Here is a 24,744-nt window from a genome sequence, read left to right as displayed (position 1 = left end):
CAAAGGGCATCAGACCGAGTTGATTCTGACTGTTGACTGTCTACTGACAATCTTCAATCCAAAAGGAATTGCATCATGACCTGAACAACCGAAGCCGCCCAGGCACGAGGTCAATCAATAAATTGGCATTGACAATGTGCACGCTGTTGAGTTCTCAAGGACCAGACGCACTCCCCCGCTCGACACCCGAAGATGCTCCGCCAGAGAGGCTGGTGAATCCGCTGCCCGGGGAAGAACCGTGGCGGACAAGATCCCCGGGTAAACCCAGTGACCGTCTCAGCCGTTCCGTTCTCCGCCGCCGTGGCAACGAGTGATTACTTTACGCAGGGACGAACGGCTGCGCCAAGCCAGGCCGCATCCCGGGCGTGTCGCCCGGAACGGCGCCGAACGCGGAACGGCCCGCTCCCCCGAGGGGGAACGGGCCGTGGGCTGACGAGCCGGGTCAGTGGCGCGCGATCACCGGGTTCTTGAGCGTGCCGATGCCCGAGATCGTCACCTCGACGACCTCGCCGTCGCGGATCTGGCCGACCCCGGCGGGGGTACCGGTCAGGATGACGTCACCGGGCAGCAGGGTCCAGATCGACGACACGAACTCGACCAGCGAGGGGATGTCGTGGACCATCTCGTTCGTCGAGCCCGCCTGGCGCAGGTCGCCGTCCACGCGGGTCTCGATGCGGATGTCCGACGGGTCGATCTCGGTCTCGATCACGGGGCCGAGCGGGCAGAAGGTGTCGAACCCCTTCGAACGGGTCCACTGGCCGTCGCGGGCCTGCAGGTCGCGGGCGGTCACGTCGTTGGCGATCGTGTACCCGAGCACGACGCTCGCGAAGTCCTCGCGCCGGACGTTCTTGGCGAGCGATCCGATCACGATGGCGAGTTCGCCCTCGTGGTCGACGCGGCCGATGTCCGCCGGCAGACGGATGGGTTCGTCGGGTCCGATCACCGAGGTGTTCGGCTTGAGGAACACCACCGGGTCGTCGCCGGCGCGCTCGTCCATCTCCGAAGCGTGCTCGAGGTAGTTGAGCCCCACCCCGACGACCTTCGACCGCGGGATGACGGGGGCGAGGAGCTTGGCGTCGGCGAGTGCGACGCGCTCCCCCGTGGTCTCGAACCCCTGGTACATCGGGTCTCCGGCGAGCACCACCAGGTGCCGCTCGTCGAGGATGCCGTACCGGGGGTCTTCACCCTTGCTGCTGAACCGTGCGATCTTCACCGTTCGACCCTACCCACGACCGAGCCTCGATCAGGACGCCTCGGTCAGCTTCGTCATCCACCCGTGCGGGTCGGGACGACGGCCGTACTGGATGTCGGTGAGCTCGTCGCGCAGGGACATCGTGAGTTCCCCGGCGCCCTCGGTCGGCGAACCGATCGTGAAGCCCTCGCCGCGGAGCTCCGCGATCGGCGTCACGACGGCGGCCGTCCCGCAGGCGAACGCCTCGGTGATGGAGCCGTCGGCCACACCGTCACGCCACTCGTCGAGGGTCACCCGGCGCTTCTCGACCGTGAGCCCGCGGTCCTCTGCCAACTGCAGGATCGAGTCGCGCGTGATGCCCTCGAGGATGGAGTCGGAGTCGGGCGTGACGAGCGTGCCGTCGGACTTCACGAGCACGACGTTCATGCCGCCGAGCTCTTCGAGGTACTTGCCCTCGACCGAGTCGAGGAACATGACCTGCTGGCACCCGTGCTCGTAGGCCTCCTGCTGTGGCAGCAGCGACGACGCGTAGTTGCCACCGGTCTTGGCGGCACCGGTCCCGCCCTTGCCGGCGCGGGCGTACTGGGTCGACAGCCAGATCGAGACCGGCTTCGGGCCCGAGGTGAAGTACGCCCCGGCCGGGCTCGCGATGCAGTGGTAGGCCACCGCCTGCGCCGCACGCACCCCCAGGAACGACTCGGTCGCGATCATGAACGGCCGGAGGTACAGGCTCGTCTCGGGCGCGGACGGCACCCAGTCGACGTCGGTCTGCACGAGCTGCCGGATCGACTCGACGAAGGCCTCGACCGGCAGTTCCGGCAGTGCCAGCCGACGGGCCGACCGCTGGAACCGACGAGCGTTGGCGTCCGGGCGGAAGGACCACACCGACCCGTCCGCGTGCCGGTACGCCTTGAGCCCCTCGAAGATCTCCTGCGCGTAGTGCAGCACGCTGGCGCTCGGGTCGAGCGAGAGCGGGCCGTAGGGGTGGATCGAGGCACCGTGCCAACCACCGTCGAGCGTCCACTCGACGGTGGCCATGTGGTCCGTGAAGTGCTTGCCGAAGCCCGGGTCGGCGAGGATCTCCTCGCGCTCGGCGGCGGCGCGACGGTCCGCGGACGGGGTGGTGGCGAACTCGAGTCCGAAGGCGGTGTCGGTGCTCATGGGGAGGGCTCCTTCTCAGGCGGTGGTGGTGCGTGCCGTGGCCGCGGCGGCGATGGCGTCGCCGATCTCGGCCGTGCGACGCTGCGTGGTGCCCCGGTCTGCCAGGTCCGCCTCGACGGCCCGCGTCACCGCCGTCGCCAGGTCGCTGCGACCGATGTGGTCGAGCAACAGTGCGACGGAGAGGATGGCGGCCGTGGGATCGGCCTTCTGCTGACCCGCGATGTCCGGCGCGGAGCCGTGGACCGGCTCGAACATGCTGGGGAAGGTGCCGTCCGGGTTGATGTTGCCCGAGGCCGCCAGACCGATGCCGCCGCTGATCGCGCCGGCCAGGTCGGTGATGATGTCGCCGAAGAGGTTGTCGGTGACGATGACGTCGAACCTAGCAGGATCCCGCACCATGTGGATGGTGACCGCATCGACGTGCTGGTAGTCCACCGTGACGTCCGGGAACTCCGCCCCGACGGCCGCGACCGTGCGTTGCCACAGGGCCCCGGCGTGCACCAGGACGTTGCTCTTGTGCACGAGCGTGAGGTGCTTCCGTGCACGACGGTTCGCCAGGTCGAAGGCGTAGCGGACGACCCGCTCGACACCGAACGCGGTGTTCAGCGAGACCTCGGTCGCGATCTCCTGGGGCGTGCCCGTCCGGATCGCTCCGCCGTTGCCGACGTACGGCCCCTCGGTGCCCTCGCGCACGACGACGAAGTCCACCGCGCCCGGGTCGGCGAGCGGCGTCGCGACGGCGTCGTGGACCTTGGTCGGTCGCAGGTTGACGTAGTGGTCGAACGCGAAGCGCAGCTTCAGCAGGAGCCCACGCTCGATGATCCCGCCGGCGAGCCGGGGGTCGCGGGGGTCCCCACCGACCGCTCCGAGCAGGATCGCGTCGTGCGACGCGATGGCGGACAGGTCGTCCTCGGTGAGGATGTCACCGGTCTCGAGGTAGCGCGTCGCACCGAGGGAGAACGGAGTCTCCTCGATGACGAGGTCGTCCGGGGTCACGGCGTGCAGGACCTTGAGGGCCTCGTCGACGACCTCTGGACCGATGCCGTCCCCGCGGATCACCGCGAGCTGGAGCGTCCGGACGGCCATCAGAGCGTGATGTCGATCTCGCGGAGCGAGGAGGCGTCGATCGCCCGGCCGACGTGCTCGAGGATCTCGGCGGGCACCGGCGAGTCGACGGTGAGGACGCTGAGCGCCTGGCCGCCGGCGGCTTCGCGCGAGATCTGCATCGCCGCGATGTTGATGCCGGCCTCGCCGAACTCCTTGCCGTAGACCGCGACGATGCCCGGGCGGTCGACGTACTCCATGACGACGTGGTGCCGGTCGAGCGGGACCTCGACGTCGTGCCCGTTGATCTCGACGAGCTTCTCGACCTGCTTGGGGCCGGTGAGCGTGCCGGAGACGCTGATCGCGGGGCCGTCGGACTGGGCGCCGCGGATCGTGAGCACGTTGCGGTACTCGGGGCTGTCGGTCTCGGTGATGAGCCGCACGGTGACACCGCGCTGCTCCGCGATGAGCGGGGCGTTGACGTAGGAGACCTGGTCGCTGACGACGTCGGTGAAGACGCCCTTGAGCGCCGCGAGCTTGAGCACGCTGACGTCGTACTCGGCGAGCTCGCCGTGGACCTCGACGTCGATGCTCGTGACGGGCGACGTCGCGAGGGCCGTGAAGACCTGGCCGAGCTTCTCGACGAGCGGGATGCCGGGGCGGACGTACGGGTCGATGACGCCGCCGGCGACGTTGACCGCGTCGGGCACGAGCTCGCCGCCGAGCGCGAGACGCACCGACTTGGCGACCGAGACGCCGGCCTTCTCCTGCGCTTCGTCCGTCGAGGCACCCAGGTGCGGCGTGACGACCACGTTGGGCAGCGCGACGAGCGGGGAGTCCTTCGGGGGCTCCGACACGAAGACGTCGAGACCGGCACCCGCGATGGTGTTCGCGGTCAGTGCACGGTGCAGGGCGTCCTCGTCGATCAGGCCGCCGCGGGCGACGTTCACGACGAACGCCGTCGGCTTCATGAGCGCGAACTGGTCGTCCGAGATCATGCCGAGGGTCTCGGGGGTGCGCGGCATGTGGATGGTGACGAAGTCGGCACGCCGCAGCAGGTCGTCGAGGGAGACGAGCTCGACCCCGAGCTGCTGGGCGCGGGCCGTCGTGACGTAGGGGTCGTACGCGATCACCTGGACGCCGAACGCCTGCAGGCGCTGCGTGATGAGCGCGCCGATGCGGCCGAGACCGATGATGCCGACGGTCTTCTCGTAGAGCTCGACGCCGGTGTACGACGAGCGCTTCCACGCACCGGCGGCCAGCGACGCGTGCGCGGCCGGGATGTGGCGGGCGAGCGACAGGATGTGCCCGACGGTGAGCTCGGCGGCGGAGATGATGTTCGACGTCGGCGCGTTCACCACCATGACACCGGCGGTGGTCGCCGCCTTGATGTCGACGTTGTCCAGGCCGACACCGGCACGGGCGACGACCTTGAGGTTCGGGGCCGCGGCGATCGCCTCGGCATCGACCTTGGTGGCGGAACGCACCAGCACGGCATCCGCGTCGGCGAGGGCCGACAGGAGCGCGGGGCGGTCGGTGCCGTCCACGTTCCGGATCTCGAAGTCGGGCCCGAGGGCGTCGACCGTGGCGGGCGAGAGTTCTTCGGCGATCAGGACGACCGGCTTCGACACAGCTGCTGTTTCCTCACGAGAGACGGTTGGTATCCCACCATGCTATCGACGTGCGCGGCCCGTTACGACCGCGGGCGCCTAGAACTGCAGCAGGCTCGGCACGAACAGCTGCAGGTCGAGCCAGAGGGCGCCCGCCGCCGCGAAGGCGAGGACGAACACGGCGAGGGTGACCGCGAGCCGCGCACGGCGCGTGATCACCAGGGCGACCACGAAGGCGACCGGGGCGATCAGGATGTCCAGGACCAACCACACCCAGGGCGTGCTGGCCTGCAGCGACTCGCCACCGGAGGTGGTCGCGAGGAACGCGTTGAACTCGTCCACCCGCTGCGAGATCTGCGTGAGGTTCCCCACCGCCTGCACCGTCATGTAGGCGAACAGCACGGCGAACACGAGCCAGACCGCGATGCGGCCGACGACCGGGCCGCGCGACCGGCGGCCGACCGGCGTCGCGGCGGTCACCCGAAGCTCCGCGTCAGCAGGAACGGCCACGGGAACAGCACCACGGCTCCGAGCAGCATCCAGAGCAGTCGTGTCCGGGTCCGGCTGCCGCGGGCGGCCCACAGCACCACCGTGAACCACAGCGCCGGCGCCAGGATGGCGAGGAACCGGAGCACCTCGACGAAGACCGTCAGGACGGTGTCGACACCCGAGACGTACGAGGTCGACGCCGTCAGCAGCCAGGCGACCGTGTAGAGCAGGTAGAGCCCACCGAACACGCCGAACCCGACGAGGGCGCCGGAGGTCTCCGGCGCCTCGGGGTCGCGGTCGCCACGGTCCTTGACGGCGACCGGGTTGTGCGCGGCGTCGACGTGGGTGGCGTCGTCGGCGTCACCCCAGCTGAGCGCCTCGTCGTCGTGGTCGACGGCGTTCGTCACGTCCGGGTCGACCGACCCGTCGGGTGGGGATGCTGCCGTGTTCATGCCTCGATCCTACGAGGGACCGGCGCACGGGGAGACCACGGGTTCCCGGTGGGACGTGCGCTCAGGCGTCGGCGGGCTGCGTCGCGAGCACCTCGGCGACGACGTCCCGCACGGCGGGGAAGAGCGGGTGGCTCTCCATCAGGCCGGTGAGGATCTCGGTGAGCGCGTGCGCCGTCGCGCCGGAACGGAGCAGCGCGTGCAGCTCGATCGACTCCGGGTCGTTCTCGTCGTCGAACGCGAGCGCGACGCGGACGGCCCCGAGCAGGTGCTCGACCGGCAACCCGCGTTCGGCGAGCTGCGCGGCGGGACCGACGAAGCGCTCGCGTCGGCCGAGCTTGCGGAGCGGGTTGCGGCCGACGCGCACGGTGGTGTCGGGCAGGTGCGGGTTCGCGATGCGCGACAGGTTCGCCGCGACGTACCGAGCGTGGTCCTCCGGGTCGAAGCCGTGCTTCGCGACGAGCAGCGCGGTGGTCTCGGCGAGCACGCCGTCGACCTCGGCACGGACGGCGTCGTCCTCGAGGGCTTCGCGGATGAGCCGGATGCCCCGGACGTAGCCGTGGTAGGCGGCCGTCGCGTGCGCGGTGTTCACCGTGTAGAGCTTGCGCTCGACGAAGGGCTGCAGGTCGTCGACCCAGGTGACGCCCTCGATCGTCGGGGGTTCGGCGTCGGAACCGAGGAACGGCGTGCGCTCGATGACCCACTCGTAGAAGGGCTCGAGCACGACGTCGAGGCCGCCGGACTGCCCGAGCACGCCGGACTGGTCGGGGACGATGCGGTCGATCGCGCAGTTCGCGAAGACCGCGGCGATGTCGCGGTCCTCGAGCACCGGCGCACGCCGGATGCTCGCGTGCAGGGAGTCGGTGGCGTTGAACGCGTTCTCGCACGCCACGATCGTGACGTCGCCGCGCTCGAGCGGACGTGCCGCGAGTCCCTCGGCGATGAGCGGTGCGACGAGCGGGAGCGTCCGGGCACCGACGGCGGTCGTCACGACGTCCGCCTCCGCGATCGCCTGGATCACGCGGTCGCGGTCGGTCTTGCTGCTGAGCGCCCGGAAGCCGTAGACGAGGTGCTCGACCGGCATCTCGCCGACCTCGTGCACCACGAAGCGTCCGGCTTCGTTCAACGCGGACACCACACGGTCGTCGACGTCGACGAAGGTGAGCTCGTAGCCGCTCGCCACGAGGAACTGGCCCACGAACCCACGCCCGATCTTGCCGGCGCCGATGTGGACCGCTCGTTTCGTCACCGCCATCCGATGATCATCCCATGCTGGTCGGTCCGCCCCTGACCGCTCGTGCGGACCGCGGACGACGGCTGTCGCACATCGTCCGGGCGCACGCCGACGGGACGCCGGTCCACGGCGTCGGGGCTGGAGAAGAGCTGCTGCATAACGTTCGGGTCACGTCGCGAGGCGGCGGTGCAAGGGCTGCACCGCCGCCTCGTCATCGAGTGTTCCTCGGAAGACTACCGCGCTGCCGAGCCGTCCACGTAGTCGCCGTCGTTCTGCTTCCACGCGAAGAGCGCGCGGAGCTCGCGGCCGGTCGCCTCGATCGGGTGGCCCTCGCCCTTGGCGCGGAGCGCCTTGAACTCGGGTGCGCCGGCGTCCTGGTCGTCGATGAAGCGCTTCGCGAAGGCACCGTTCTGGATGTCCGCGAGCACCGCCTTCATGTTCTCCTTGACGTCGGGCGAGATCACGCGCGGGCCGGAGACGTAGTCGCCGAACTCGGCGGTGTCGGAGATCGACCAGCGCTGCTTGGTGAGGCCGCCCTCCCAGATCAGGTCGACGATCAGCTTGAGCTCGTGCAGGACCTCGAAGTACGCGATCTGCGGCTGGTAGCCCGCCTCGACCAGGGTCTCGAAGCCGTACTGGATGAGCTGCGAGGTGCCACCGCACAGGACGGCCTGCTCGCCGAACAGGTCGGTCTCGGTCTCCTCGGTGAAGGTCGTCTTGATGCCGCCGGAGCGCAGACCACCGATGGCCTTCGAGTACGACCAGGCGAGGTCCCAGGCGGAACCCGACGCGTCGACCTCGACGGCGACGATGACGGGGACGCCGCGGCCGGCCTCGTACTCGCGACGGACGGTGTGACCCGGGCCCTTCGGGGCGACGAGCGACACGTCGACGCCCTCGGGCGCCTCGATGTAGCCGAAGCGGATGTTGAAGCCGTGGCCGAAGACGAGCGTGGCGCCCGGCTTGAGGTTCGGACGGATGTCGTCGGCGTAGACGATGCGCTGGACCTGGTCCGGCGCGAGGATGACGACGACGTCGGCCCAGGCGGTGACGTCGGCCGGGGTGAGGACCTCGAAGCCGGCCTCTTCGGCCTTCTGGCGGCTCTTCGAGCCCTCCTTGAGGCCGATCTTGACCTCGACACCCGAGTCACGGAGGTTGAGGGCGTGGGCGTGGCCCTGCGAGCCGTACCCGATGACGGCGACCTTCTTGCCCTGGATGAGCGTCAGGTCGGCGTCGGCGTCGTACACGATGTCAGTCACGAGGGTGTGTCTCCTTGGTTCTGGTGGATTGTGGGGGTGGCGGACCGCTGGTCAGCGCACCCGGTCGGTGATGCTCTTCGGTCCGCGACCCATGCCGAGGAGTCCCGCACGGGCGAGCTCCTTGATGCCGTAGGGCTCGAGGACGCGGAGGATCGCCTGGATCTTGCCGGGGTCTCCGGTCACCTCGACGATGAGCGAGTCGTTCGCGACGTCGACGACCTGTGCGCGGAACAGGTTCACTGCCTCGAGCACGGCCGACCGTGTCTGGTTGTCGACGCGGACCTTCACGAGCATGTGCTCGCGCTGGACGGACTGCGAGAAGTCCAGTTCGACGATCTTGATGACGTTGACGAGCTTGTTGAGCTGCTTCGTCACCTGCTCGAGCGGGAGGTCCTCGACGTCGACGACGACGGTGATCCGGCTGAGGCCGTCGACCTCGGTGTTGCCGACGGCGAGCGACTCGATGTTGAACCCGCGGCGGGCGAACAGGCCCGCGACGCGGGTCAGCAGACCGGGCTTGTCCTCGACGAGGAGGGACAGGACGTGGCTCATGCGGTTTCCCCCGTCATGTCGGCGTCCTCATCGTCCCAGGTGGGTGCGAGGGCCTGGGCGTACTCGATGGACGAGTTGCTGACTCCCTGCGGGACCATCGGCCAGACCATCGAGTCACGGCTCACGACGAAGTCGATCACCACGGGGCGGTCGTTCGTCTCGAGTGCGAGCTGGATGGCGGCGTCGACCTCGTCGGCCTTCTCGACGCGGATGCCGAGGGCACCGTACGCGTCCGCCAGCTTCACGAAGTCGGGCACTCGGCGCGAGTCGTGGCCGGTCTCGAGGTCGGTGAACGAGTGACGACCGTCGTAGAACAGCGTCTGCCACTGCCGCACCATGCCGAGCGACGAGTTGTTGATGATCGCGACCTTGATCGGGATGTCGTTGATGACGCAGGTCGCGAGTTCCTGGTTCGTCATCTGGAAGCAGCCGTCGCCGTCGATCGCCCAGACCACGCGGTCCGGCTGGGCGACCTTCGCGCCCATCGCGGCGGGGACGGAGTAGCCCATCGTGCCCGCGCCGCCGGAGTTCAGCCAGGCGTTCGGGCGCTCGTACTTGATGAACTGCGCCGACCACATCTGGTGCTGTCCGACACCCGAGGCGTAGACGGCCTCGGGTCCGGAGAGCTCGCCGATGCGCTTGATGATGGCCTGCGGGGCGAGCAGCCCGTCGGTCGGCTCGGCGTACCCGAGCGGGAAGTCGACCTTGAGCTGGCGGAGCTTCGTCCACCAGTCGGCCGTCGAGGCGCGGTCGTCGACGGCTATGCCGCCCCACGCGTCGAGCAGGTCGACCAGGACCTCACGGGCGTCGCCCACGATCGGGACGTCGGCGAAGCGGATCTTCGAGATCTCGGCCGGGTCGATGTCGACGTGCACGACCTTGGCGTTCGGCGCGAACTCGTCGGCCTTGCCCGTCACGCGGTCGTCGAAGCGGGCACCGAGCGCGATGATCAGGTCGCTGTCCTGCAGACCGAGCACCGCCGGGACGGTGCCGTGCATACCGGGCATGCCGAGGTGCTGCGGGTGCGAGTCCGGGAAGGCGCCGCGTGCCATCAGCGTCGTCACGACGGGCGCACCCGTCGCCTCGGCGAAGCGGAGCAGCTCGGCGGTCGCACGGGAGCGGATCACGCCGCCGCCGACGTAGAGCACCGGACGCTCGGCCTCGGCCAGGAGCTGCGCGGCCGCGGTGATCTGCTTGCCGTGCGCCTTGGTGACCGGTCGGTAGCCGGGCAGGTCGATCTTGGGCGGCCAGACGTAGGGCGCCGACTTCTGCTGGGCGTCCTTCGTGATGTCCACCAGCACGGGGCCGGGCCGACCGGTCGTCGCGATGAGGTGCGCCGCGGCCAGGGTCGCCGGCACGTCGGCCGGGTCCGTGACCAGGAACGAGTGCTTCGTGATCGGCATCGTGATGCCGACGATGTCGGCTTCCTGGAACGCGTCGGTCCCCATCAGCGTCGAGAACACCTGGCCGGTGATCGCGATGAAGGGCACCGAGTCCATGTAGGCGTCGGCGATGGCCGTGACGAGGTTCGTCGCACCGGGGCCGGACGTCGCGATGGCGACACCGACCTTGCCGGACGCCGAGGCGTAGCCCTCGGCGGCGTGGCCGGCGCCCTGCTCGTGGCGGACGAGGATGTGGCGGATCGTCTTCGACGCCATGAGCTCGTCGTAGAACGGGATGATGGCACCGCCCGGCAGGCCGAAGACGTCGGTGATCCCGAGGTGCTCGAGCGTCCGGAGGACGGCTCCCGAGCCGGTCAGGATCTCCGGCGACCGGCGTGCACCGGCGGCCGCGGACAGCGGAGTTGCTTCCGTGGGCATGAGGTGGTCCTTGCCTGGAGAGGTGGCGATGGTGCGTGTGTCGAACGCTAGCCCGTGACCGCGCCCTGGGCGGCGGACTTCACGAGCTTGGCGTACTTCGCGAGGACTCCGCGGGTGTAGCGCGGGGGCAGCGGGGCCCAGCCGTCACGGCGGGCCTCCAGCTCGGTCGGGTCGACCAGTAGGTCGAGCGAGCGAGCCGCGATGTCGACACGGATGCGGTCGCCATCGCGCACGAAGGCAACTGGACCTGCGTCCACTGCCTCGGGTGCGATGTGGCCGATGCACAGGCCGGTTGTGCCGCCTGAGAATCGTCCGTCGGTCAAGAGTAGTACATCCTTGCCGAGGCCCGCGCCCTTGATGGCTGCGGTGATGGCGAGCATCTCGCGCATGCCCGGGCCGCCCTTGGGGCCCTCGTAGCGGATGACGACGACGTCGCCCTTCTGGATCTTCCCCTCGGTGAGGGCGTCCATCGCGGCACGCTCGCGGTCGAACACCCGCGCGGGGCCCTCGAACACCTCGGCGTCGAAGCCCGCGGTCTTCACCACGGCACCCTCGGGGGCGAAGGTCCCCTGCAGGACGGTCAGGCCGCCGGTCTCGTGGATCGGGTTGTCGAGCGTGCGGAAGACCTCGCCGTCGAGCGCCGGCGGGTCGATCTCGGCCAGGTTCTCGGCGACGGTCTTGCCCGTGACGGTGAGGCAGTCACCGTGCAGCAGGCCGGCGTCGAGCAGCGCCTTCATGATCACCGGGATGCCGCCGTTGCGGTCGACGTCGACCATGACGTACTTGCCGAAGGGCTTCATGTCGGCCAGGTGCGGGACCTTCGAACCGATGCGGTTGAAGTCGTCGAGCGACAGCTCGACCTCGGCCTCGTAGGCGATGGCGAGCAGGTGCAGGATGACGTTGGTGGAGCCGCCGAGGGCCATCGCCACGGCGATCGCGTTCTCGAAGGCTTCCTTCGTCAGGATCTGGCGGGCGGTGATCCCGTGCTCGAGCATGTTCACCACGGCCTCGCCGGAGCGGTGCGCGTAGTAGTCACGGCGGCGGTCGGCGCTCGGCGGGGCGGCGGAGCCCGGCAGCGACATGCCGAGGGCCTCGGCCACGCTCGCCATGGTGTTGGCCGTGTACATGCCACCGCAGGCGCCCTCGCCCGGGACGATGGCGCACTCGATCTTCTTCAGCTCTTCCTCGGACATCGTGCCGGCCTTGCAGGCACCGACGCCCTCGAAGGAGTCGATGATCGTGACTTCCTTCATCGTGCCGTCGGCCTGCTTCACGTAGCCCGGCATGACCGAACCCGCGTACAGGAACACGCTCGCCAGGTCGAGGCGCGCGGCGGCCATGAGCATGCCCGGCAGGGACTTGTCGCAGCCGGCGAGCAGGACGGTGCCGTCCAGGCGCTCGGCGTTGACGACGGTCTCGACGCTGTCGGCGATGACCTCGCGCGAGACGAGCGAGAAGTGCATGCCCTCGTGGCCCATCGAGATGCCGTCCGAGACCGAGATGGTGCCGAACTGCAGCGGGTAGCCACCGCCGGAGTGGACGCCTTCCTTGGCGCCCTGCGCGAGGCGGTCGAGCGAGAGGTTGCAGGGCGTGATCTCGTTCCACGAGGACGCGATGCCGATCTGCGGCTTGCTCCAGTCCTCGTCTCCCATACCGACGGCCCGCAGCATGCCACGCGAGGTGGTTGCTTCGATCCCGTCGGTGACGACCCGGCTGCGCGGCTTGACGTCGATATCAGGCATGGAGCGAGTCTAGGACCGATTGGGATACCAGTCGCGCACCTTCATGCGTTCGCATGCTTCCGCGTGGCGGACGGGAGGCCCGGATCACCCTGGTCAGCGCGTCGCACGAAGGCGCGCGAGCTGCTTCAGGACGCCGGTCAGGGCCTCCGGGTCCGCGATGCGGTACCCGGCACGGGTCTCCCCCGGGCCCACCTTCACGCCGACGTCGCCGTCCCCGAGCACGCGGAAGCCGTCCTCGTCGGTGACGTCGTCACCGGCGAAGAACACCGCGTCGGCACCGTGGAGCTCGCGCAGCCGGGCGATCGCGTCGCCCTTCGTGACGTGCCGGACGGCGAACTCGACGATGTCCTTGCCGCCGCGCTCGAGCACGTCGGCGTCGGCCTCGTGCGCCGCACGGCTCGCGTCGGCGTTCGCCTGCGCGGCGACCTCGGCGCTCACCCGACGGGTGTGCACGCCGTGGCCGGCCGGCTTGTGCTCGATGACGACGCCCGGGTACCGCGCGCCGACCTCGTCGAGCGCCGCACCGATGCGTGCGACGCGGGCGACCTCGTCGTCGGTCAGGGCGGCCTCGTCGTGGCCGTCCACGCGCCACTCGACACCGTGCGACCCGACCAGCGCCATGTCCTGCGGCGCGTGCGACACGGCCGCGAGGCTCCCGAGCGGGCGACCGGAGACGAGCACGACCTCGGTGTCCTTCGCACGGTGCAGGGTCAGGACCGCTGCCCACGAGCCCGGCAGGGCGCCGACCTGCGACGGCTCGTCGGCGAACGGCGCGAGCGTGCCGTCGAAGTCGAGGGCGACGATGAGTCGCGGCGCAGCCGCGAGCGTCTCGAGAGCCGCGTCGATGGCGGTCTGGTCGGTGGTGGTCTCAGTCATCACGTGCCTCCCGGGTGTCCTCGGCAGCCCTGGCGGACTGGGCGTCCTGGTCGAAGATCGACATGTTGTCGGTCTGCGCCTCACGGTGTCGGTCCGCCGGGTCGGTGGCGGACGGGTCGAGCTGGGCGTTCCGCGGCGCGTGCCGGTCGAGCGCCTCGAGGAACGAGCGCGACCAGCGCGCCACGTCGTTGTCGCGCACCCGCTTGCGGAGCGCACGCATGCGTGTCGAGCGCTCGCGGCGCGGCATCTCGATCGCGCGCTCGATGCTGTCCTTCAGCGCGCCGATGTCGTGCGGGTTGACGATGACGGCCTGCTTCAGTTCGTCGGCGGCACCGGCGAACTCGGACAGGATGAGCACCCCGTCGCTGTCGAAGCGGGCCGCGACGTACTCCTTCGCTACGAGGTTCATGCCGTCGCGCAGTGCGGTGACGAGCATGATGTCGGCGGCCAGGTAGAGCGCCACCATCTCCTCGCGCGGGTAGCCGTGGTGCAGGTACGAGATCGGCTGGTGGCCGATGACCCCGAGGTCGCCGTTGATGCGGCCGACGCTCAGCTCGATCTCGTCGCGGAGCGTGGCGTAGGTGTCGACGCGCTCGCGGCTCGGGCTCGCGACCTGGATGAGGGCGGCGTCCTCGACCTTGATGCGGCCGTCCTCGACGAGCTCGCCGAAGGCCTTGATGCGGTGCCGGATGCCCTTGGTGTAGTCGAGGCGGTCGACCCCGAGCAGCACCGTCTTCGGGTTGCCGAGGCTCTCGCGGATCTCGCGGGCACGCTCCTGCACCTCGGGACGGCGCGCGATGTCCTCGAAGGCCTCGGCGTCGATCGAGATCGGGAAGTGCCGGGCCTCGACGTGGCGGACCGTGATCCCCTTGCGGCTGCGCGGTGCATCCGGGTCGTCGACCGGGACGTCGATCGTCTGGCCCTTCGTCGTGTAGCCCTTGATGTGACGGACCGCGCGGAGGAAGTCGCTCGCGTCGTCGTGGCGCTGGAAGCCGATGACGTCGGCGCCGAGCAGGCCGTCCAGGATCTGCGCGCGCCAGGGCAGCTGGGCGTAGATGCCGACCGGCGGGAACGGGATGTGGTTGAAGAAGCCGATCGTCAGGTCGGGACGCTTGGCCCGGAGCAGTGCCGGCACGAGCTGCAGCTGGTAGTCCTGCACCCAGACGATGCCGTCCTGCTCGGTGATCTCGGCGATCTGGGCGGCGAAGCGCTCGTTGACCCGCTTGTAGGCGTTCCACCAGTCGCGGTGGTAGCTCGGGTGCTCGATGACGTCGTGGTACAGCGGCCAGAGGGTGTCGTTGCTGAAGCCCTCGTAGTACTCCTCGACGTCGTCGTCGGACAACGGGACCGGCACGATGTGGATGCCCTCGTTGTCGAACGGCTCGACCTCGACCTCGGGCTGGCCGACCCAGCCGACCCAGGCCCCGTCGTTCGCGCGCATCACGGGCTCGAGGGCGGTGACGAGGCCACCGGGCGAGTGCCGCCATCCCTCGTTGCCGTCCTGGTCGACGACCCGGTCCACCGGCAGGCGGTTCGAGGCGACGACGAAGGCGTACTTGGTGGAGGAACGAGAAGGCGCAGACACGGTGGGAATCTACCAGCGCCCGGACAGCGGATTCACGGCGGATCGGCGGGTTCCGGTACGCTGCGGGTGCGTGTCGGGGGGACACGGGTGCTGGCGTGCGGCATCGGCCTCCCGGTCGGAGAGGACCCACCAGCCATGAGCGAGAACCCGCCGAACCCGCCCGTCCCGCCCGTCCCGCCGGGGCAGCCCGGCCCGCAGTCGTCGGATGCGTTCGGTCGCCTGCTGCGGTCCGTGTCCGGCCGTGACTGGCTGGCCGCCGTGCTCGCCGCCGTCGGCGGCTGGGTCGCCGCCTACGTGGTCGCTGCGATTTCACTGCTCCTCACCGTCGCCGTGCTGGCAGCGGGCGGATCCGGTTCCGTCGGGTCGGGGTCGACCGGCACCGGGACCGACCTCGGCGCCGGGAGCACCCCCGACGTCCAGTCGCTGCTGTCCGGGGTCAGCGTCCTGCTCGGCACCCCCGCCCAGCTCGTCGCCCTCGCCGACCTCGGCCGTCTGCACCTGTCCGGCTCGATCGGCTTCCTCGGGTCGGGGTCGGGCGCACTCGCGGTCGTCCCGGCGCTCGTGCTCGCCGCGCAGGTCGTGCTGGCCGTCGTGCTCACCCGTCGCATCCGCACCCGCGGCCTCGGGCGCACCCCGATCCTGCTGACCGCCGTCCTGTCCGGGCTGGTGACCACGGTGCTGACCAACGCCGCCGCGGGCATCCTCGCCATCCGGTTCCCCGCCGTCTCCGGCGCCTCCATCGACCCCGTGCACGCGGTCGGCCTCGGCAGCATCCTCGGGGCCTTCGTGATCGGCGCACTCGCCGCGGTGCTCGCACGCCCGTCGGCCCTGCTCGGCCGGAACGTGTTCGCCGGTCGCGTCCTCGGCACGCTGCGCGTCGCGGCGTCGCAGCTCACGGTGCTCGTCGTGCTGGTGACGGTCGTCGTCATCGTCGTCGCCCTGGTCGCACAGCCCTCATGGGGCGCAGCGCTGCCGGTGCTCGTCGGCAACGTCGCGGTCGGCCTCACCGCCCTCGGCTTCTTCGGCGGCGTCGGGCTGTCCGGCTTCGGGTCGGCGGGCAGCACGGCGTCGGTCTTCGGCGGCGCCGGCGGCTGGACCTGGCTCGTCGTCCTGCTCGTCGTCGTGACCTCGGTCGTCGCGGGCCTCGCACTCGCTGTCCGCCGCAACGACCGGTTCCGCACCACGCTGGACTGGGTCGTGACCCCGGTCGTCTGGTTCGCCCTCGGGCTCCTGCTCTTCGTGCTCGGCACCGGGCTGGTGTCCTACCAGGCGACGGGCATCAGCGCCGTCAGCGGGACCGGTTCGATCGGGATCGCACCGTGGACTCCGCTCGTGTTCGCGCTGTGGGGCGGCGCGATCGAGGCCGTGGCACGGTACCTCGCGCCCGTGCTGCTCCCCCGCCTCGGCGGTGGCGTCGTGCTGCGGACCTCGCGCCTCGTCGGAGCGGACCCGCGCCCGGCGGCCGCACCGACCTCCCCGGCAGCGACTCCGGCGTTCCCGCCGGCCGACCCGGCGTTCCCGCCGGCCGACCCTACGTTCCCGTCGGCCGACCCGGCGTTCCCGTCGGCGGCGCCCGCGGGCGACCCGGCGGCAGCAGCGTGGGCGGCGACGCCCGGCGTCGGCCACCCCGGTCAGCCGGAACAGCCCTTCGTCGGCGGCGGCGCTCCCACGCCCGCTCCGATGTCGCCGCGCGCCAAGAAGGTCCTGGTCCGCTCGCTCATCGCCGGCGGCGCCGTGGTCGTCGTCGTCATCGCGGGAGCCGTCACCACCGGTGTGCTCCGTGCCAACGTGTGGGGCCCGGCGCCGACCGTGAAGTCCTACGTGCAGGCCATCGCGAGCGGGGACGCCGACACCGCCGCCCGACTCAGCGAGGTGCCGTCCGACGCCGCCATGCTCGACACCGCGGTGCTGAAGAGCGCGAAGGACCGCCCGTCGGACATCCGCGTCGGCCGCGTCTCGACGAGCGGAGACAGCGCCCTCGCCACCATCAGCTACACCCAGGACGGCAAGAACCGCTCCGGCCAGGTCAGCCTCCGGCGCACCGGCACCTCGTTCCTGGTGAAGGACGAGTGGCGCGTCACCGAGCCGCTCGCCCAGACCGTCACCCTGACCGCGTCCGAGGTGCTCGAGGGCGCCCCGGTCACGGTCGGCGGCAAGGAGATCGGTGAGATCAGCGACGGCCGGTTCACCTCGCTCGCCTACCCCGGCACCTACGAGGTGCAGGTCGGCGGGACGAAGTACTTCACCGGCGGCACCGAGCAGGTGTCGGTCGGCGCGACGTCGTCCGGGTACGTCGACTTCACCCCCACCGCCACGAAGGCGCTGCAGCAGGACGCCGAGCAGTACGTGACCGACCTGATCGACGACTGCGCCACGAAGACCGACCTCAGCGCGCTGAGCGGGTGCCCCTGGTACGGCCCGTACGACGCTGATGGTGCCGTGCGCTACGACGTCACGACGATGCCCGAGGTCGAGGTCGAGGCCTCCGGTTCGGGCACGGTCATGGTGCAGAGCACGAAGGACGGTGTCGTCGAGTACGACTACACCTCGTACTTCGGGGACGAGGAGCACGGCGAGGACAGCTTCGATGTGTACCAGTACCTGAAGGTCGAGGACGGGAAGCTCGTCTCCGCCTACTGACGCACCACCGAACGCGACGACGGCCGGCCTGGGATCCCCGGGCCGGCCGTCTCACTAGGCTGACGCGCATGGTCAGGACACGGGCGTGGCGGAACGGCGACGCGGCGGAACGGGACTTCCCGGTCGACCGGGTCTCGGACCTCGTCGCCGACGCGGACACCTTCGTCTGGGTCGACTACACCGACCCGGTGCACGACGACCTCGTGCAGGTCGAACAGGAGCTCGGCATCCACGCCCTCGCCGTCGAGGACGCCGTCGAGCAGGGCCAGCGCCCGAAGCTCGACCGGTACCGCGACAGCCTGTTCCTCGTGGTCTACGACGTCGGCGGTCTCGGCGAGGACGGTGAGCTCGTCACCCACGAGGTGAAGGCGTTCGTCACCGAGCACGCCCTCGTCACCATCCACGGGGCCGACGTCGACACCGCCGCGATGGAGCACCGGCTCGACGCGAACGCGGACGTGGCCGAGCACGGTGTGCCGTGGCTCGTCTGGGCGTTGCTCGACGCCGTCGTCGACCACGCCACCGAGACCGTGGAGGACATCGAGCGACGGATCGACGACCTCGAGGACGACCTGTTCGAGCGGGGCAACGCCCGCGAACAGCAGATCCAACGCCGGTCGTTCCGCCTCCGCAAGGCCCTCGGCGTGCTGCGGCGGCTCGTCGTCCCGACCCGCGACAGCGTCGCATCGCTGCTGCACGGCGACGCGGAGACGATCTCGGACGGCATCCGGCCCTACTTCCGCGACGTCGAGGACCACCTGGTGTCGATCTCGGACTCCGTCGAGCAACTGCGCGACGCCGTCTCGAGTGTCCTCGACACGAACCTCAACCTGGCGTCGAACCGGCAGAACACCGTGATGAAGAAGGTGACGAGCTGGGCCGCGATCATCGCGATCCCCACCGCCATCACCGGCTTCTTCGGGCAGAACGTGACGTTCCCGGGCGAGGGTGCGTGGAGCGGGTTGTACGTCTCGCTCGCGCTCATCGTCGCGTCGTCGCTCGTGCTCTACCGCGTCTTCAAGGCCCGCGACTGGCTCTGACCGCGACCGCGCGTCGGAGCGCGAGCACCCCAGCGGCCCCGCGTCAGAGCGCCAGCGCGAGCACCCCGGCGACCACGGTGAGCGGCGCCGCGATGCACCCGAGCAGCATGTACTTGCCCCACGACAGGTGCACGCCCTCGGCCGACAGCCGTGCGTGCCACAGCAGGGTGGCGAGGGAGGCCCACGGCGTCACCAGGCACCCGGCGTTCACGCCGATGAGGAGCGCCGCGTACCGCACGGCCTCGTGACCGGCAGCGGGCTCGAGCACCAGGTACGCGGGCAGGTTGTCGATCGCGTTCGCCGCCACCGCTCCCCCGGCGCCGAGCAGCAGGAGCGGTCCGGTCCCGGTGCCGTCGCCGAGCGCCCGCACGATCGGGTCGGTGAGCCCGGTGCTGTGCAGGGTCTCGACCACGACGAAGAGCCCGGCGGCGAACAGCAGCGTCGACCACGGCACCCGCGACGGCCGGAGCTCGGCGGGCGACCGGAACGCCGCGACGACGACGAGCACGAGGGCACCGGCCACGGCGGCGATCCAGACCGTCACCCCGGCGGTCAGCGCCACGACGAGCGCGACGAGCACACCGGACGCCGCCCAGAACGACACCGGGTCGGACGGACGCCGCACCGACACCGGCGTGTAGCGCCCGAAGAGCTTGCCGCGGAACACCACGAGCAGGACGGCGCACGGCACGACGACCCCGGCGACGGCCGGCCAGGCCATCAGCCCGGCGAAGGGCAGCGGGCCGCCGAGGCCCATCCGGTCGACGGCGAGCAGGTTCGTCAGGTTCGACACCGGCAGCAGCAGGGACGCGGTGTTCGCGAGCCAGACGGTGGTGAGCGCGAACGGCATCGGCGGCAGCCCGACCCGGCGCGCCAGTGAGATCACGATCGGGGTGAGCAGCACCGCGGTCGTGTCGATCGACAGGAAGACGGTGCAGAGCACGGCGAGGACCACGACCGCGCCCCACAGCCCGATGGTGCGTCCGCCGCCGACACGTGCCGCGACGTCGGCGAGCCGGTCGAACACCCCGGCGTCCGCGGCTAGCTCGGCGACGATCGTCAGCCCGAGGACGAACCCGAGGACAGGCAGGACCCGTTCGGCCAGGACCCCGAGGTCGTCGAGCGGCAGCAGGCCGAGCGCGACGCACACCGCGCCGATGACGAGCAGCACTGCTCCGATGACGGCCTGACGCACGGGCGTTCCTCCACGAGTGCGCCGGGCAGGGTGTCCGGCGGCGCTCCAATGTACTGACCGGTAGCGTTGGCAGTACGACGACAGGAGGCCTCTGTGCGCAAGTTCATGTTCAACGGTGCGGTGTGGAGTTCGCTCATCAGCGGCTACAGCGTGCTCCAGACCACCCGCCAGGGACCCCGCGACTGGCGGCTCGCCCTGACGTGGGTCGCGTGGATCGCGACCACGATCGTGGCGATCGGCACGGTGGTCGAGGACGACCGCGCCGTCAAGGCGCGCCAGCCGTAGGTCGCGACCATCTGACGGACGGGAGGCCCGGTGCCAGCTGGCACCGGGCCTCCCGTCCGTCCCGTGTCGGGTCCGGAGCCCGTCAGCGCTCCGCAGGCGGGATGTCGGACGTCTGGATCGGACCGGTGAAGAGGGCCGCGCGGTCCTCCTGCCCCGGCGCGAACAGCGCCGAGTCGGCGGCGGTCGACGCCGTGCGCCGCCGCGGTGCGGTCTCGTCGACCATGAGCACGCGCTGGACCGGCAGGGCGTCGGGGTGGGTGCGCTGGATCCACTCGACGAGCTCCTCGCGGATGTAGCAACGCAGGTCGAACAGCGACGGGGCGTCGTGCGACGTCGCGAGGACCCGCACCCGCACGTACCCCTGCACGGCGTCGGTGACCTGCAGCACCTTGACCCGGCGGTCCCACAGCTCGGTGCGGTCGAGGATCCGGTCGAGTTCCTCGCGCATCTCGCCCGGACGGACCCGCCAGTCCAGGTCCATCTCGACGGCACCGAGCAGTTCGCTGTTGGTGCGCGTCCAGTTCTCGAACGGGGTGCTCGTGAAGTAGGTCGACGGCAGCACGAAGCGCCGGTCGTCCCAGAGGTGCACGACCACGTAGGTGAGGGTGATCTCCTCGATCCGCCCCCACTGCTGCTCGACCACGACGACGTCGTCGACGCGGATCGACCCGGAGAACGCGAGCTGCATGCCCGCGAAGACGTTGCCGAGCGTCGACTGCGCCGCCAGACCCGCGACGACCGAGATGAGTCCGGCGCTCGCGAGCACGCTCGCGCCCGCCGCCTCGACCCCGTCGAAGGTGAGCAGGATCGCGCCGACGGCGATGATGACGAGCACGGCGACGGTCAGCCGCCGGATGATGAGGACCTGTGTGCGGATGCGGCGGGCCTGGCGGTTGTCGGGGACGTCGATGCGGAACCGGTGCAGGCCGAGGTCCTCGAGGAAGATCGCGATCTGGCACGCCAGCCAGCAGCCCACCGCGATCGTGACGATGAGGAACCCGTGCACGACCTCGTCACGCCACGGGTACGCGTCGGCGTCGCGCGGGACGCTCGAGGTGAACGCGATCCAGAGCAGGACCACGAGCAGGGTGGTGCGGAACGGGTGCTTCGCCCGGCGCGAGAGCACGCCGGCCCACCGTTCCCGTCGCGCGACCGTCCGCAGCACCAGGTGCAGGACGACCGCGGCGACGGCGGTGATGAGGAGGGCGAACCCGATCGCGACCAGGAGTCGGAGGAGGATGTCCATCCCTCCATGCAAGCAACGAAACGACAGGCGTCGTTCAGAAAACCGGCCCAGGACGCGACCGAGGCCCGGTGCGCACGACGCGCACCGGGCCTCCTGTCCGACCTGCTGACTACTTGCCGGACGTGAGCGAATCGACGAAGTCCTGGTGCTCGGAAGCCCACTTCTCCGTGATCGCGGGGTACTCGCTGGCCTTCGCGCCGCTGTTCACGAGCGCGTTCTCGAGCGAGTAGAGGGTGTCGGAGTCCATCGAGAAGTCCTCCATCCACTTCGACGCCTGCGGGAAGTCCTGCTCGAAGTCCTTCTTGGCGATCGTGTGGATCTCCTCGTTCTTGCCGAGCGCACCCTTCGGGTCCTTCAGGTCCTTGATCGGGAAGGCGTCGTACGCCCAGTGCGGACGCCACAGCGTCACGACGACGTCCTCCTTCTTCGCGATCGAGGCCTTGAGGTCGGCGAGCATCGCCGGCGTCGAACTCGTGATGAAGTCCATGCCGTCCAGGCCGTACTGCGGGATGACCTGGTCGGACACGACCTTCGTCTCACCGGCGGCCGGCTCGATGCCGATGATCTTGTTGCCGAACTCGGACGCGTGCGCCTTGAGCTCGTCGATCGAGTCGATGTCCGAGTACTTCGGCACCGCCAGTTCCAGCGACGCCTGCTCGTTCCAGGCGCCGAGGTCCGTCAGGTCCTTGCCGTAGGTGTCCATGTACTCCTTGTGCGTGTTCGGCAGCCAGGTGTCGAACACCACGTCGTAGTCGCCGGACGCGAGGCCGGTGTAGGCGGGTGCGACGTCGGAGTTCGTGAGCTGGACGTCGTAGCCCTTCTGCTCCAACACGTACTTCCAGAGGTAGCTGGCGGCGGTGTCCTCGTCCCAGCCGTTGAAGACGACGACGTGCATCGACTTCTGGTCGCCGTTGTCGACGGTGCCGGAGGCCCCGTAGTAGCCGGGCGGCATGCAGGCGGACAGGCCGACGGCGGTGGCGACGGCGAGGACGGCCGCCGCGAGGGTGCGCTTGGTTCGCTTGGTTCGCTTCATGGTCTGGTCCTTCCTCACGCGCTGGTCGTCTGCGGCTCGCGCCGGCGGTCGGCCGGGGCTGCCTCGGTGGTGGCGGCGGTCTGGGCGGTCGCCGCGTTCGGCGTCGCGGTCACGGTGGGCTTGCGCTTGCGCTTCCACGGCCGGGAGGCACCGCTCGCGTCGCCGCCGAGCGCTGCGGTCAGGCGGTCCAGCAGGATCGCCAGGACCACGACCGACAGGCCGGCTTCGGCCCCGAGCCCGACGTCGATGCGGTTCAGCGAGGCGACGATCTGCTCGCCGAGGCCGCCGGCGCCGACCATGCCGGCGATGACGACCATCGACAGCGACAGCATGATGACCTGGTTGACGCCGGCCATGATGCTGGCCTTCGCCAACGGCAGCTGGATCTGACGGAGGATGCGCCACGGGCTCGACCCGAAGGCGGCACCGGCCTCGACGACCTCGCTCGGGACGCCGCGGATGCCGAGCTCGGTGAGCCGGACGCCGGGGGCCATCGCGAAGACGATCGTCGCGACGATGCCGGGGACGACACCGACGCGGAACAGCAGCAGCGCCGGGATCAGGTAGACGAACGCCGGCGTCGTCTGCATGAAGTCCAGGACCGGGCGGATGATCCGGCTCGCGGCGTCGGACCGGGCGGCCCACACCCCGAGCGGGATGCTGAGGACGACGGCCAGGCCGGCGGCGACCACGACGAGCGCGAGGGTGTTCATCGCGTTCGTCCACTGTCCGACGCTGACGATGAACAGCAGACCGATGGCCGCGCCGAGCGCGAGTTTCCAGCCCTTCGCCAGGAACGCCAGCACGACGAGGACCGCGACGACGACCCAGAACGGCGGGGTGGACAGGAAGTACTCCATCCACGCGTCCATCCACGTGAACACGTAGCGGACGACGTCGAAGAAGCCGGACAGGTAGGTCGTGATCCAGTCGACGACCGCAGCGACCCAGGTGCCGAGGGGCAGGTGGAAGTCACCGAAGGAGTTGGTACCGGGGGTGATCATGCGTGGTCTCCTTCGATGGCGGGCTCGCCGGTGTGGGCAGGCGTCTCGCCGGTCGCGGCGAGGGTCGAGTCCATGTCGGAGTCGGAGATGCGCGTGACCGGTTCGAGGACCGGGATCGGCATCGTCGCGGTCGGCACGTTGCCGAGCGCGGCCAGCAGGGTCACACGCGGGACGACGCCGAGCAGGCGCTCCTCGTCGTCGACCACGGCGATCGGCAGGGGTGACTCGACGGCGAGCTCGAACAGGTCGGTCAGCGCGGTGTCGGGGGCGACCCGGGCGTACTCGGTGTTCACGATCGCGTCGAGGTTCGTGTCGCCGGCCTTCACCTGGCGCATCACGTGCCGGTCGCGGACCCAGCCCTCGAGCTTCCGGCCACGACCGGTGACGAAGAGCGCGGCGGTCTGCAGGTCGCGCATGGTGCGCAGTGCGCCACGAGGACCCACGGTCAGCGGGACGGTGGCGCGGGCCGGTTCCATGACGCTCGCGGCGGTGAGCACACGGGCACGGTCGACGTCCTGCACGAACTGGGCGACGTAGTCGTTCGCCGGGTCGGTGAGGATGTCCTCCGGCGACCCGATCTGCACGATCCGGCCGTCGCGCATCACGGCGATCCGGTCGCCGAGGAACATCGCCTCGTTGAGGTCGTGCGTGATGAAGACGATGGTCTTGCCGAGCCGCTGCTGCAGGTCGACGAGCTGCTCCTGCATCTCGCGGCGGATGAGCGGGTCGAGCGCGCTGAACGCCTCGTCCATGAGCAGGACGTCGGTCTCGGCGGCGAGGGCGCGGGCGATGCCGACGCGCTGCTGCATGCCGCCGGACAGCTCGTCGGGCTTCGCGTCGGCCCAGACGTCCAGGCCGACCAGGTCGATGACCTCACGGGCCTTCGCGAGGCGCGTCGTCTTGTCGACGCCGTTCACCTCGAGGCCGTACGCGACGTTCTCGAGCACGGTGCGGTGCGGCAGCAGGGCGAAGTGCTGGAACACCATCGACACGCTGGACCGGCGGATGTCGCGGATCCCCTTCGGCGTCGCGCCGGTGACCGTGCGGCCGCCGATCTCGACGCTGCCGGCGGTGGGCTCGAGCAGGCCGTTGAGCATCCGGATGAGGGTCGACTTGCCGGAGCCGGACAGCCCCATGACGACGAAGATCTCGCCGGGTCGGACGTCGAAGGACGCGTCGATGACCGCGGCGGATCCCTGCTCGCGGACCTCGTCGCGGGTGGCACCGGCGGCGAGGCGGCGGACGGCCTCGGCCGGTCGGCGGCCGAACACCTTGTAGACGTCGCGGA

General features: G+C 70.2%; 21 protein-coding genes. 3 read left to right on the top strand and 18 right to left on the bottom strand.

Annotation, left to right across the window (positions count from 1 at the left end; translation table 11 throughout):
- Positions 1-442 precede the first annotated feature (442 nt).
- The 13 genes from EDF48_RS17190 to otsA form a co-directional block, all read right to left on the bottom strand.
- Positions 443-1,213, bottom strand: coding sequence for a fumarylacetoacetate hydrolase family protein (locus EDF48_RS17190; protein WP_123292275.1), 771 nt, complete (start codon positions 1,211-1,213; stop codon positions 443-445).
- A 30-nt stretch (positions 1,214-1,243) separates the two neighbouring features.
- Complete coding sequence (locus tag EDF48_RS17185) at positions 1,244-2,353, bottom strand: branched-chain amino acid aminotransferase (RefSeq protein ID WP_131881492.1); 1,110 nt, start codon at positions 2,351-2,353, stop codon at positions 1,244-1,246.
- 15 nt (positions 2,354-2,368) lie between these two features.
- Positions 2,369-3,439: a 3-isopropylmalate dehydrogenase gene (locus EDF48_RS17180; RefSeq protein ID WP_123938754.1), complete on the bottom strand. Its 1,071-nt coding sequence runs from the start codon at positions 3,437-3,439 to the stop codon at positions 2,369-2,371.
- The gene (gene serA / locus EDF48_RS17175) at positions 3,439-5,028 is read right to left on the bottom strand and encodes a phosphoglycerate dehydrogenase (RefSeq protein ID WP_123938753.1); all 1,590 of its coding nucleotides are present in this window, start codon (positions 5,026-5,028) and stop codon (positions 3,439-3,441) included. Before serA ends, EDF48_RS17180 begins: the two co-directional genes overlap by 1 nt.
- A gap of 78 nt (positions 5,029-5,106) precedes the next feature.
- Positions 5,107-5,487, bottom strand: coding sequence for a hypothetical protein (locus EDF48_RS17170; protein ID WP_123292271.1), 381 nt, complete (start codon positions 5,485-5,487; stop codon positions 5,107-5,109).
- Positions 5,484-5,948: a hypothetical protein gene (locus tag EDF48_RS17165; RefSeq protein WP_111085937.1), complete on the bottom strand. Its 465-nt coding sequence runs from the start codon at positions 5,946-5,948 to the stop codon at positions 5,484-5,486. The genes EDF48_RS17170 and EDF48_RS17165 overlap by 4 nt, the downstream gene beginning before the upstream one ends.
- Before the next feature lie 61 nt (positions 5,949-6,009).
- The gene (locus tag EDF48_RS17160) at positions 6,010-7,200 is read right to left on the bottom strand and encodes a mannitol-1-phosphate 5-dehydrogenase (protein ID WP_123292269.1); all 1,191 of its coding nucleotides are present in this window, start codon (positions 7,198-7,200) and stop codon (positions 6,010-6,012) included.
- 212 nt (positions 7,201-7,412) lie between these two features.
- Positions 7,413-8,438 (bottom strand): ketol-acid reductoisomerase, encoded by a 1,026-nt coding sequence (gene ilvC, locus EDF48_RS17155; protein WP_111085939.1) that lies wholly within the window; start codon positions 8,436-8,438, stop codon positions 7,413-7,415.
- Between the two features lie 51 nt (positions 8,439-8,489).
- The gene (ilvN, locus tag EDF48_RS17150) at positions 8,490-8,990 is read right to left on the bottom strand and encodes an acetolactate synthase small subunit (RefSeq protein WP_022907763.1); all 501 of its coding nucleotides are present in this window, start codon (positions 8,988-8,990) and stop codon (positions 8,490-8,492) included.
- Positions 8,987-10,810, bottom strand: coding sequence for an acetolactate synthase large subunit (locus EDF48_RS17145; protein WP_123292268.1), 1,824 nt, complete (start codon positions 10,808-10,810; stop codon positions 8,987-8,989). Before EDF48_RS17145 ends, ilvN begins: the two co-directional genes overlap by 4 nt.
- 47 nt (positions 10,811-10,857) lie before the next feature.
- A complete protein-coding gene (gene ilvD, locus EDF48_RS17140; protein ID WP_123292267.1) occupies positions 10,858-12,552 on the bottom strand; it encodes a dihydroxy-acid dehydratase in 1,695 nt (564 codons plus the stop codon).
- A gap of 93 nt (positions 12,553-12,645) precedes the next feature.
- A complete protein-coding gene (gene otsB, locus EDF48_RS17135; protein ID WP_131881489.1) occupies positions 12,646-13,428 on the bottom strand; it encodes a trehalose-phosphatase in 783 nt (260 codons plus the stop codon).
- A complete protein-coding gene (gene otsA, locus EDF48_RS17130) occupies positions 13,421-15,013 on the bottom strand; it encodes an alpha,alpha-trehalose-phosphate synthase (UDP-forming) (protein ID WP_123292265.1) in 1,593 nt (530 codons plus the stop codon). Before otsA ends, otsB begins: the two co-directional genes overlap by 8 nt.
- Before the next feature lie 135 nt (positions 15,014-15,148).
- On the opposite strand from otsA, the gene EDF48_RS17125 reads away from it, so the two are divergent.
- On the top strand, positions 15,149-17,653 hold the full coding sequence (locus EDF48_RS17125; protein WP_131881487.1) for a hypothetical protein: 2,505 nt from the start codon (positions 15,149-15,151) through the stop codon (positions 17,651-17,653).
- A gap of 68 nt (positions 17,654-17,721) precedes the next feature.
- Positions 17,722-18,693: a magnesium transporter CorA family protein gene (locus EDF48_RS17120; protein ID WP_123292263.1), complete on the top strand. Its 972-nt coding sequence runs from the start codon at positions 17,722-17,724 to the stop codon at positions 18,691-18,693.
- 43 nt (positions 18,694-18,736) lie between these two features.
- On the opposite strand, the gene EDF48_RS17115 is transcribed toward EDF48_RS17120, so the two are convergent.
- Positions 18,737-19,888, bottom strand: coding sequence for an SLC13 family permease (locus tag EDF48_RS17115; protein ID WP_123339000.1), 1,152 nt, complete (start codon positions 19,886-19,888; stop codon positions 18,737-18,739).
- Positions 19,889-19,981: 93 nt separating this feature from the next.
- Between EDF48_RS17115 and EDF48_RS17110 the strand changes: the two genes are divergently transcribed.
- Positions 19,982-20,173, top strand: coding sequence for a hypothetical protein (locus EDF48_RS17110; RefSeq protein WP_111085947.1), 192 nt, complete (start codon positions 19,982-19,984; stop codon positions 20,171-20,173).
- An 82-nt stretch (positions 20,174-20,255) separates the two neighbouring features.
- On the opposite strand, the gene EDF48_RS17105 is transcribed toward EDF48_RS17110, so the two are convergent.
- The 4 genes from EDF48_RS17105 to EDF48_RS17090 all read right to left on the bottom strand — a co-directional run bounded on the left by EDF48_RS17105 (position 20,256) and on the right by EDF48_RS17090 (position 24,727).
- Entirely contained in the window at positions 20,256-21,419 is a 1,164-nt protein-coding gene (locus EDF48_RS17105; protein WP_123338999.1) for a mechanosensitive ion channel domain-containing protein, read from the bottom strand.
- A 109-nt stretch (positions 21,420-21,528) separates the two neighbouring features.
- Positions 21,529-22,452, bottom strand: a complete 924-nt coding sequence (locus EDF48_RS17100; protein ID WP_131881485.1) for a glycine betaine ABC transporter substrate-binding protein — start codon at positions 22,450-22,452, stop codon at positions 21,529-21,531.
- Positions 22,453-22,466: 14 nt separating this feature from the next.
- Positions 22,467-23,456 carry an ABC transporter permease subunit gene (locus EDF48_RS17095; protein ID WP_131881483.1) on the bottom strand — a complete coding sequence of 330 codons (990 nt, stop codon included), beginning with the start codon at positions 23,454-23,456 and terminating at the stop codon, positions 22,467-22,469.
- Positions 23,453-24,727, bottom strand: a complete 1,275-nt coding sequence (locus EDF48_RS17090; RefSeq protein ID WP_131881502.1) for a glycine betaine/L-proline ABC transporter ATP-binding protein — start codon at positions 24,725-24,727, stop codon at positions 23,453-23,455. Before EDF48_RS17090 ends, EDF48_RS17095 begins: the two co-directional genes overlap by 4 nt.
- Positions 24,728-24,744: the final 17 nt, after the last annotated feature.

It is taken from the genome of Curtobacterium sp. PhB191 (assembly GCF_004346515.1).
Classification (GTDB): Bacteria; Actinomycetota; Actinomycetes; order Actinomycetales; family Microbacteriaceae; genus Curtobacterium.
This window is presented reverse-complemented; position numbering and strand designations above follow the sequence as displayed.

Excerpts from the sequence above, each read along its gene's own strand:
- EDF48_RS17180 (WP_123938754.1), bottom strand. The coding sequence starts at position 3,439 with ATGGCCGTCCGGACGCTCCAGCTCGCGGTGATCCGCGGGGACGGCATC.
- EDF48_RS17160 (WP_123292269.1), bottom strand. The coding sequence starts at position 7,200 with ATGGCGGTGACGAAACGAGCGGTCCACATCGGCGCCGGCAAGATCGGG.
- ilvN (WP_022907763.1), bottom strand. The coding sequence starts at position 8,990 with ATGAGCCACGTCCTGTCCCTCCTCGTCGAGGACAAGCCCGGTCTGCTG.
- EDF48_RS17095 (WP_131881483.1), bottom strand. The coding sequence starts at position 23,456 with ATGATCACCCCCGGTACCAACTCCTTCGGTGACTTCCACCTGCCCCTC.
- EDF48_RS17100 (WP_131881485.1), bottom strand. The coding sequence starts at position 22,452 with ATGAAGCGAACCAAGCGAACCAAGCGCACCCTCGCGGCGGCCGTCCTC.
- EDF48_RS17185 (WP_131881492.1), bottom strand. The coding sequence starts at position 2,353 with ATGAGCACCGACACCGCCTTCGGACTCGAGTTCGCCACCACCCCGTCC.
- otsB (WP_131881489.1), bottom strand. The coding sequence starts at position 13,428 with ATGACTGAGACCACCACCGACCAGACCGCCATCGACGCGGCTCTCGAG.
- ilvD (WP_123292267.1), bottom strand. The coding sequence starts at position 12,552 with ATGCCTGATATCGACGTCAAGCCGCGCAGCCGGGTCGTCACCGACGGG.
- EDF48_RS17165 (WP_111085937.1), bottom strand. The coding sequence starts at position 5,948 with ATGAACACGGCAGCATCCCCACCCGACGGGTCGGTCGACCCGGACGTG.
- EDF48_RS17145 (WP_123292268.1), bottom strand. The coding sequence starts at position 10,810 with ATGCCCACGGAAGCAACTCCGCTGTCCGCGGCCGCCGGTGCACGCCGG.
- EDF48_RS17120 (WP_123292263.1), top strand. The coding sequence starts at position 17,722 with ATGGTCAGGACACGGGCGTGGCGGAACGGCGACGCGGCGGAACGGGAC.
- EDF48_RS17125 (WP_131881487.1), top strand. The coding sequence starts at position 15,149 with ATGAGCGAGAACCCGCCGAACCCGCCCGTCCCGCCCGTCCCGCCGGGG.
- EDF48_RS17105 (WP_123338999.1), bottom strand. The coding sequence starts at position 21,419 with ATGGACATCCTCCTCCGACTCCTGGTCGCGATCGGGTTCGCCCTCCTC.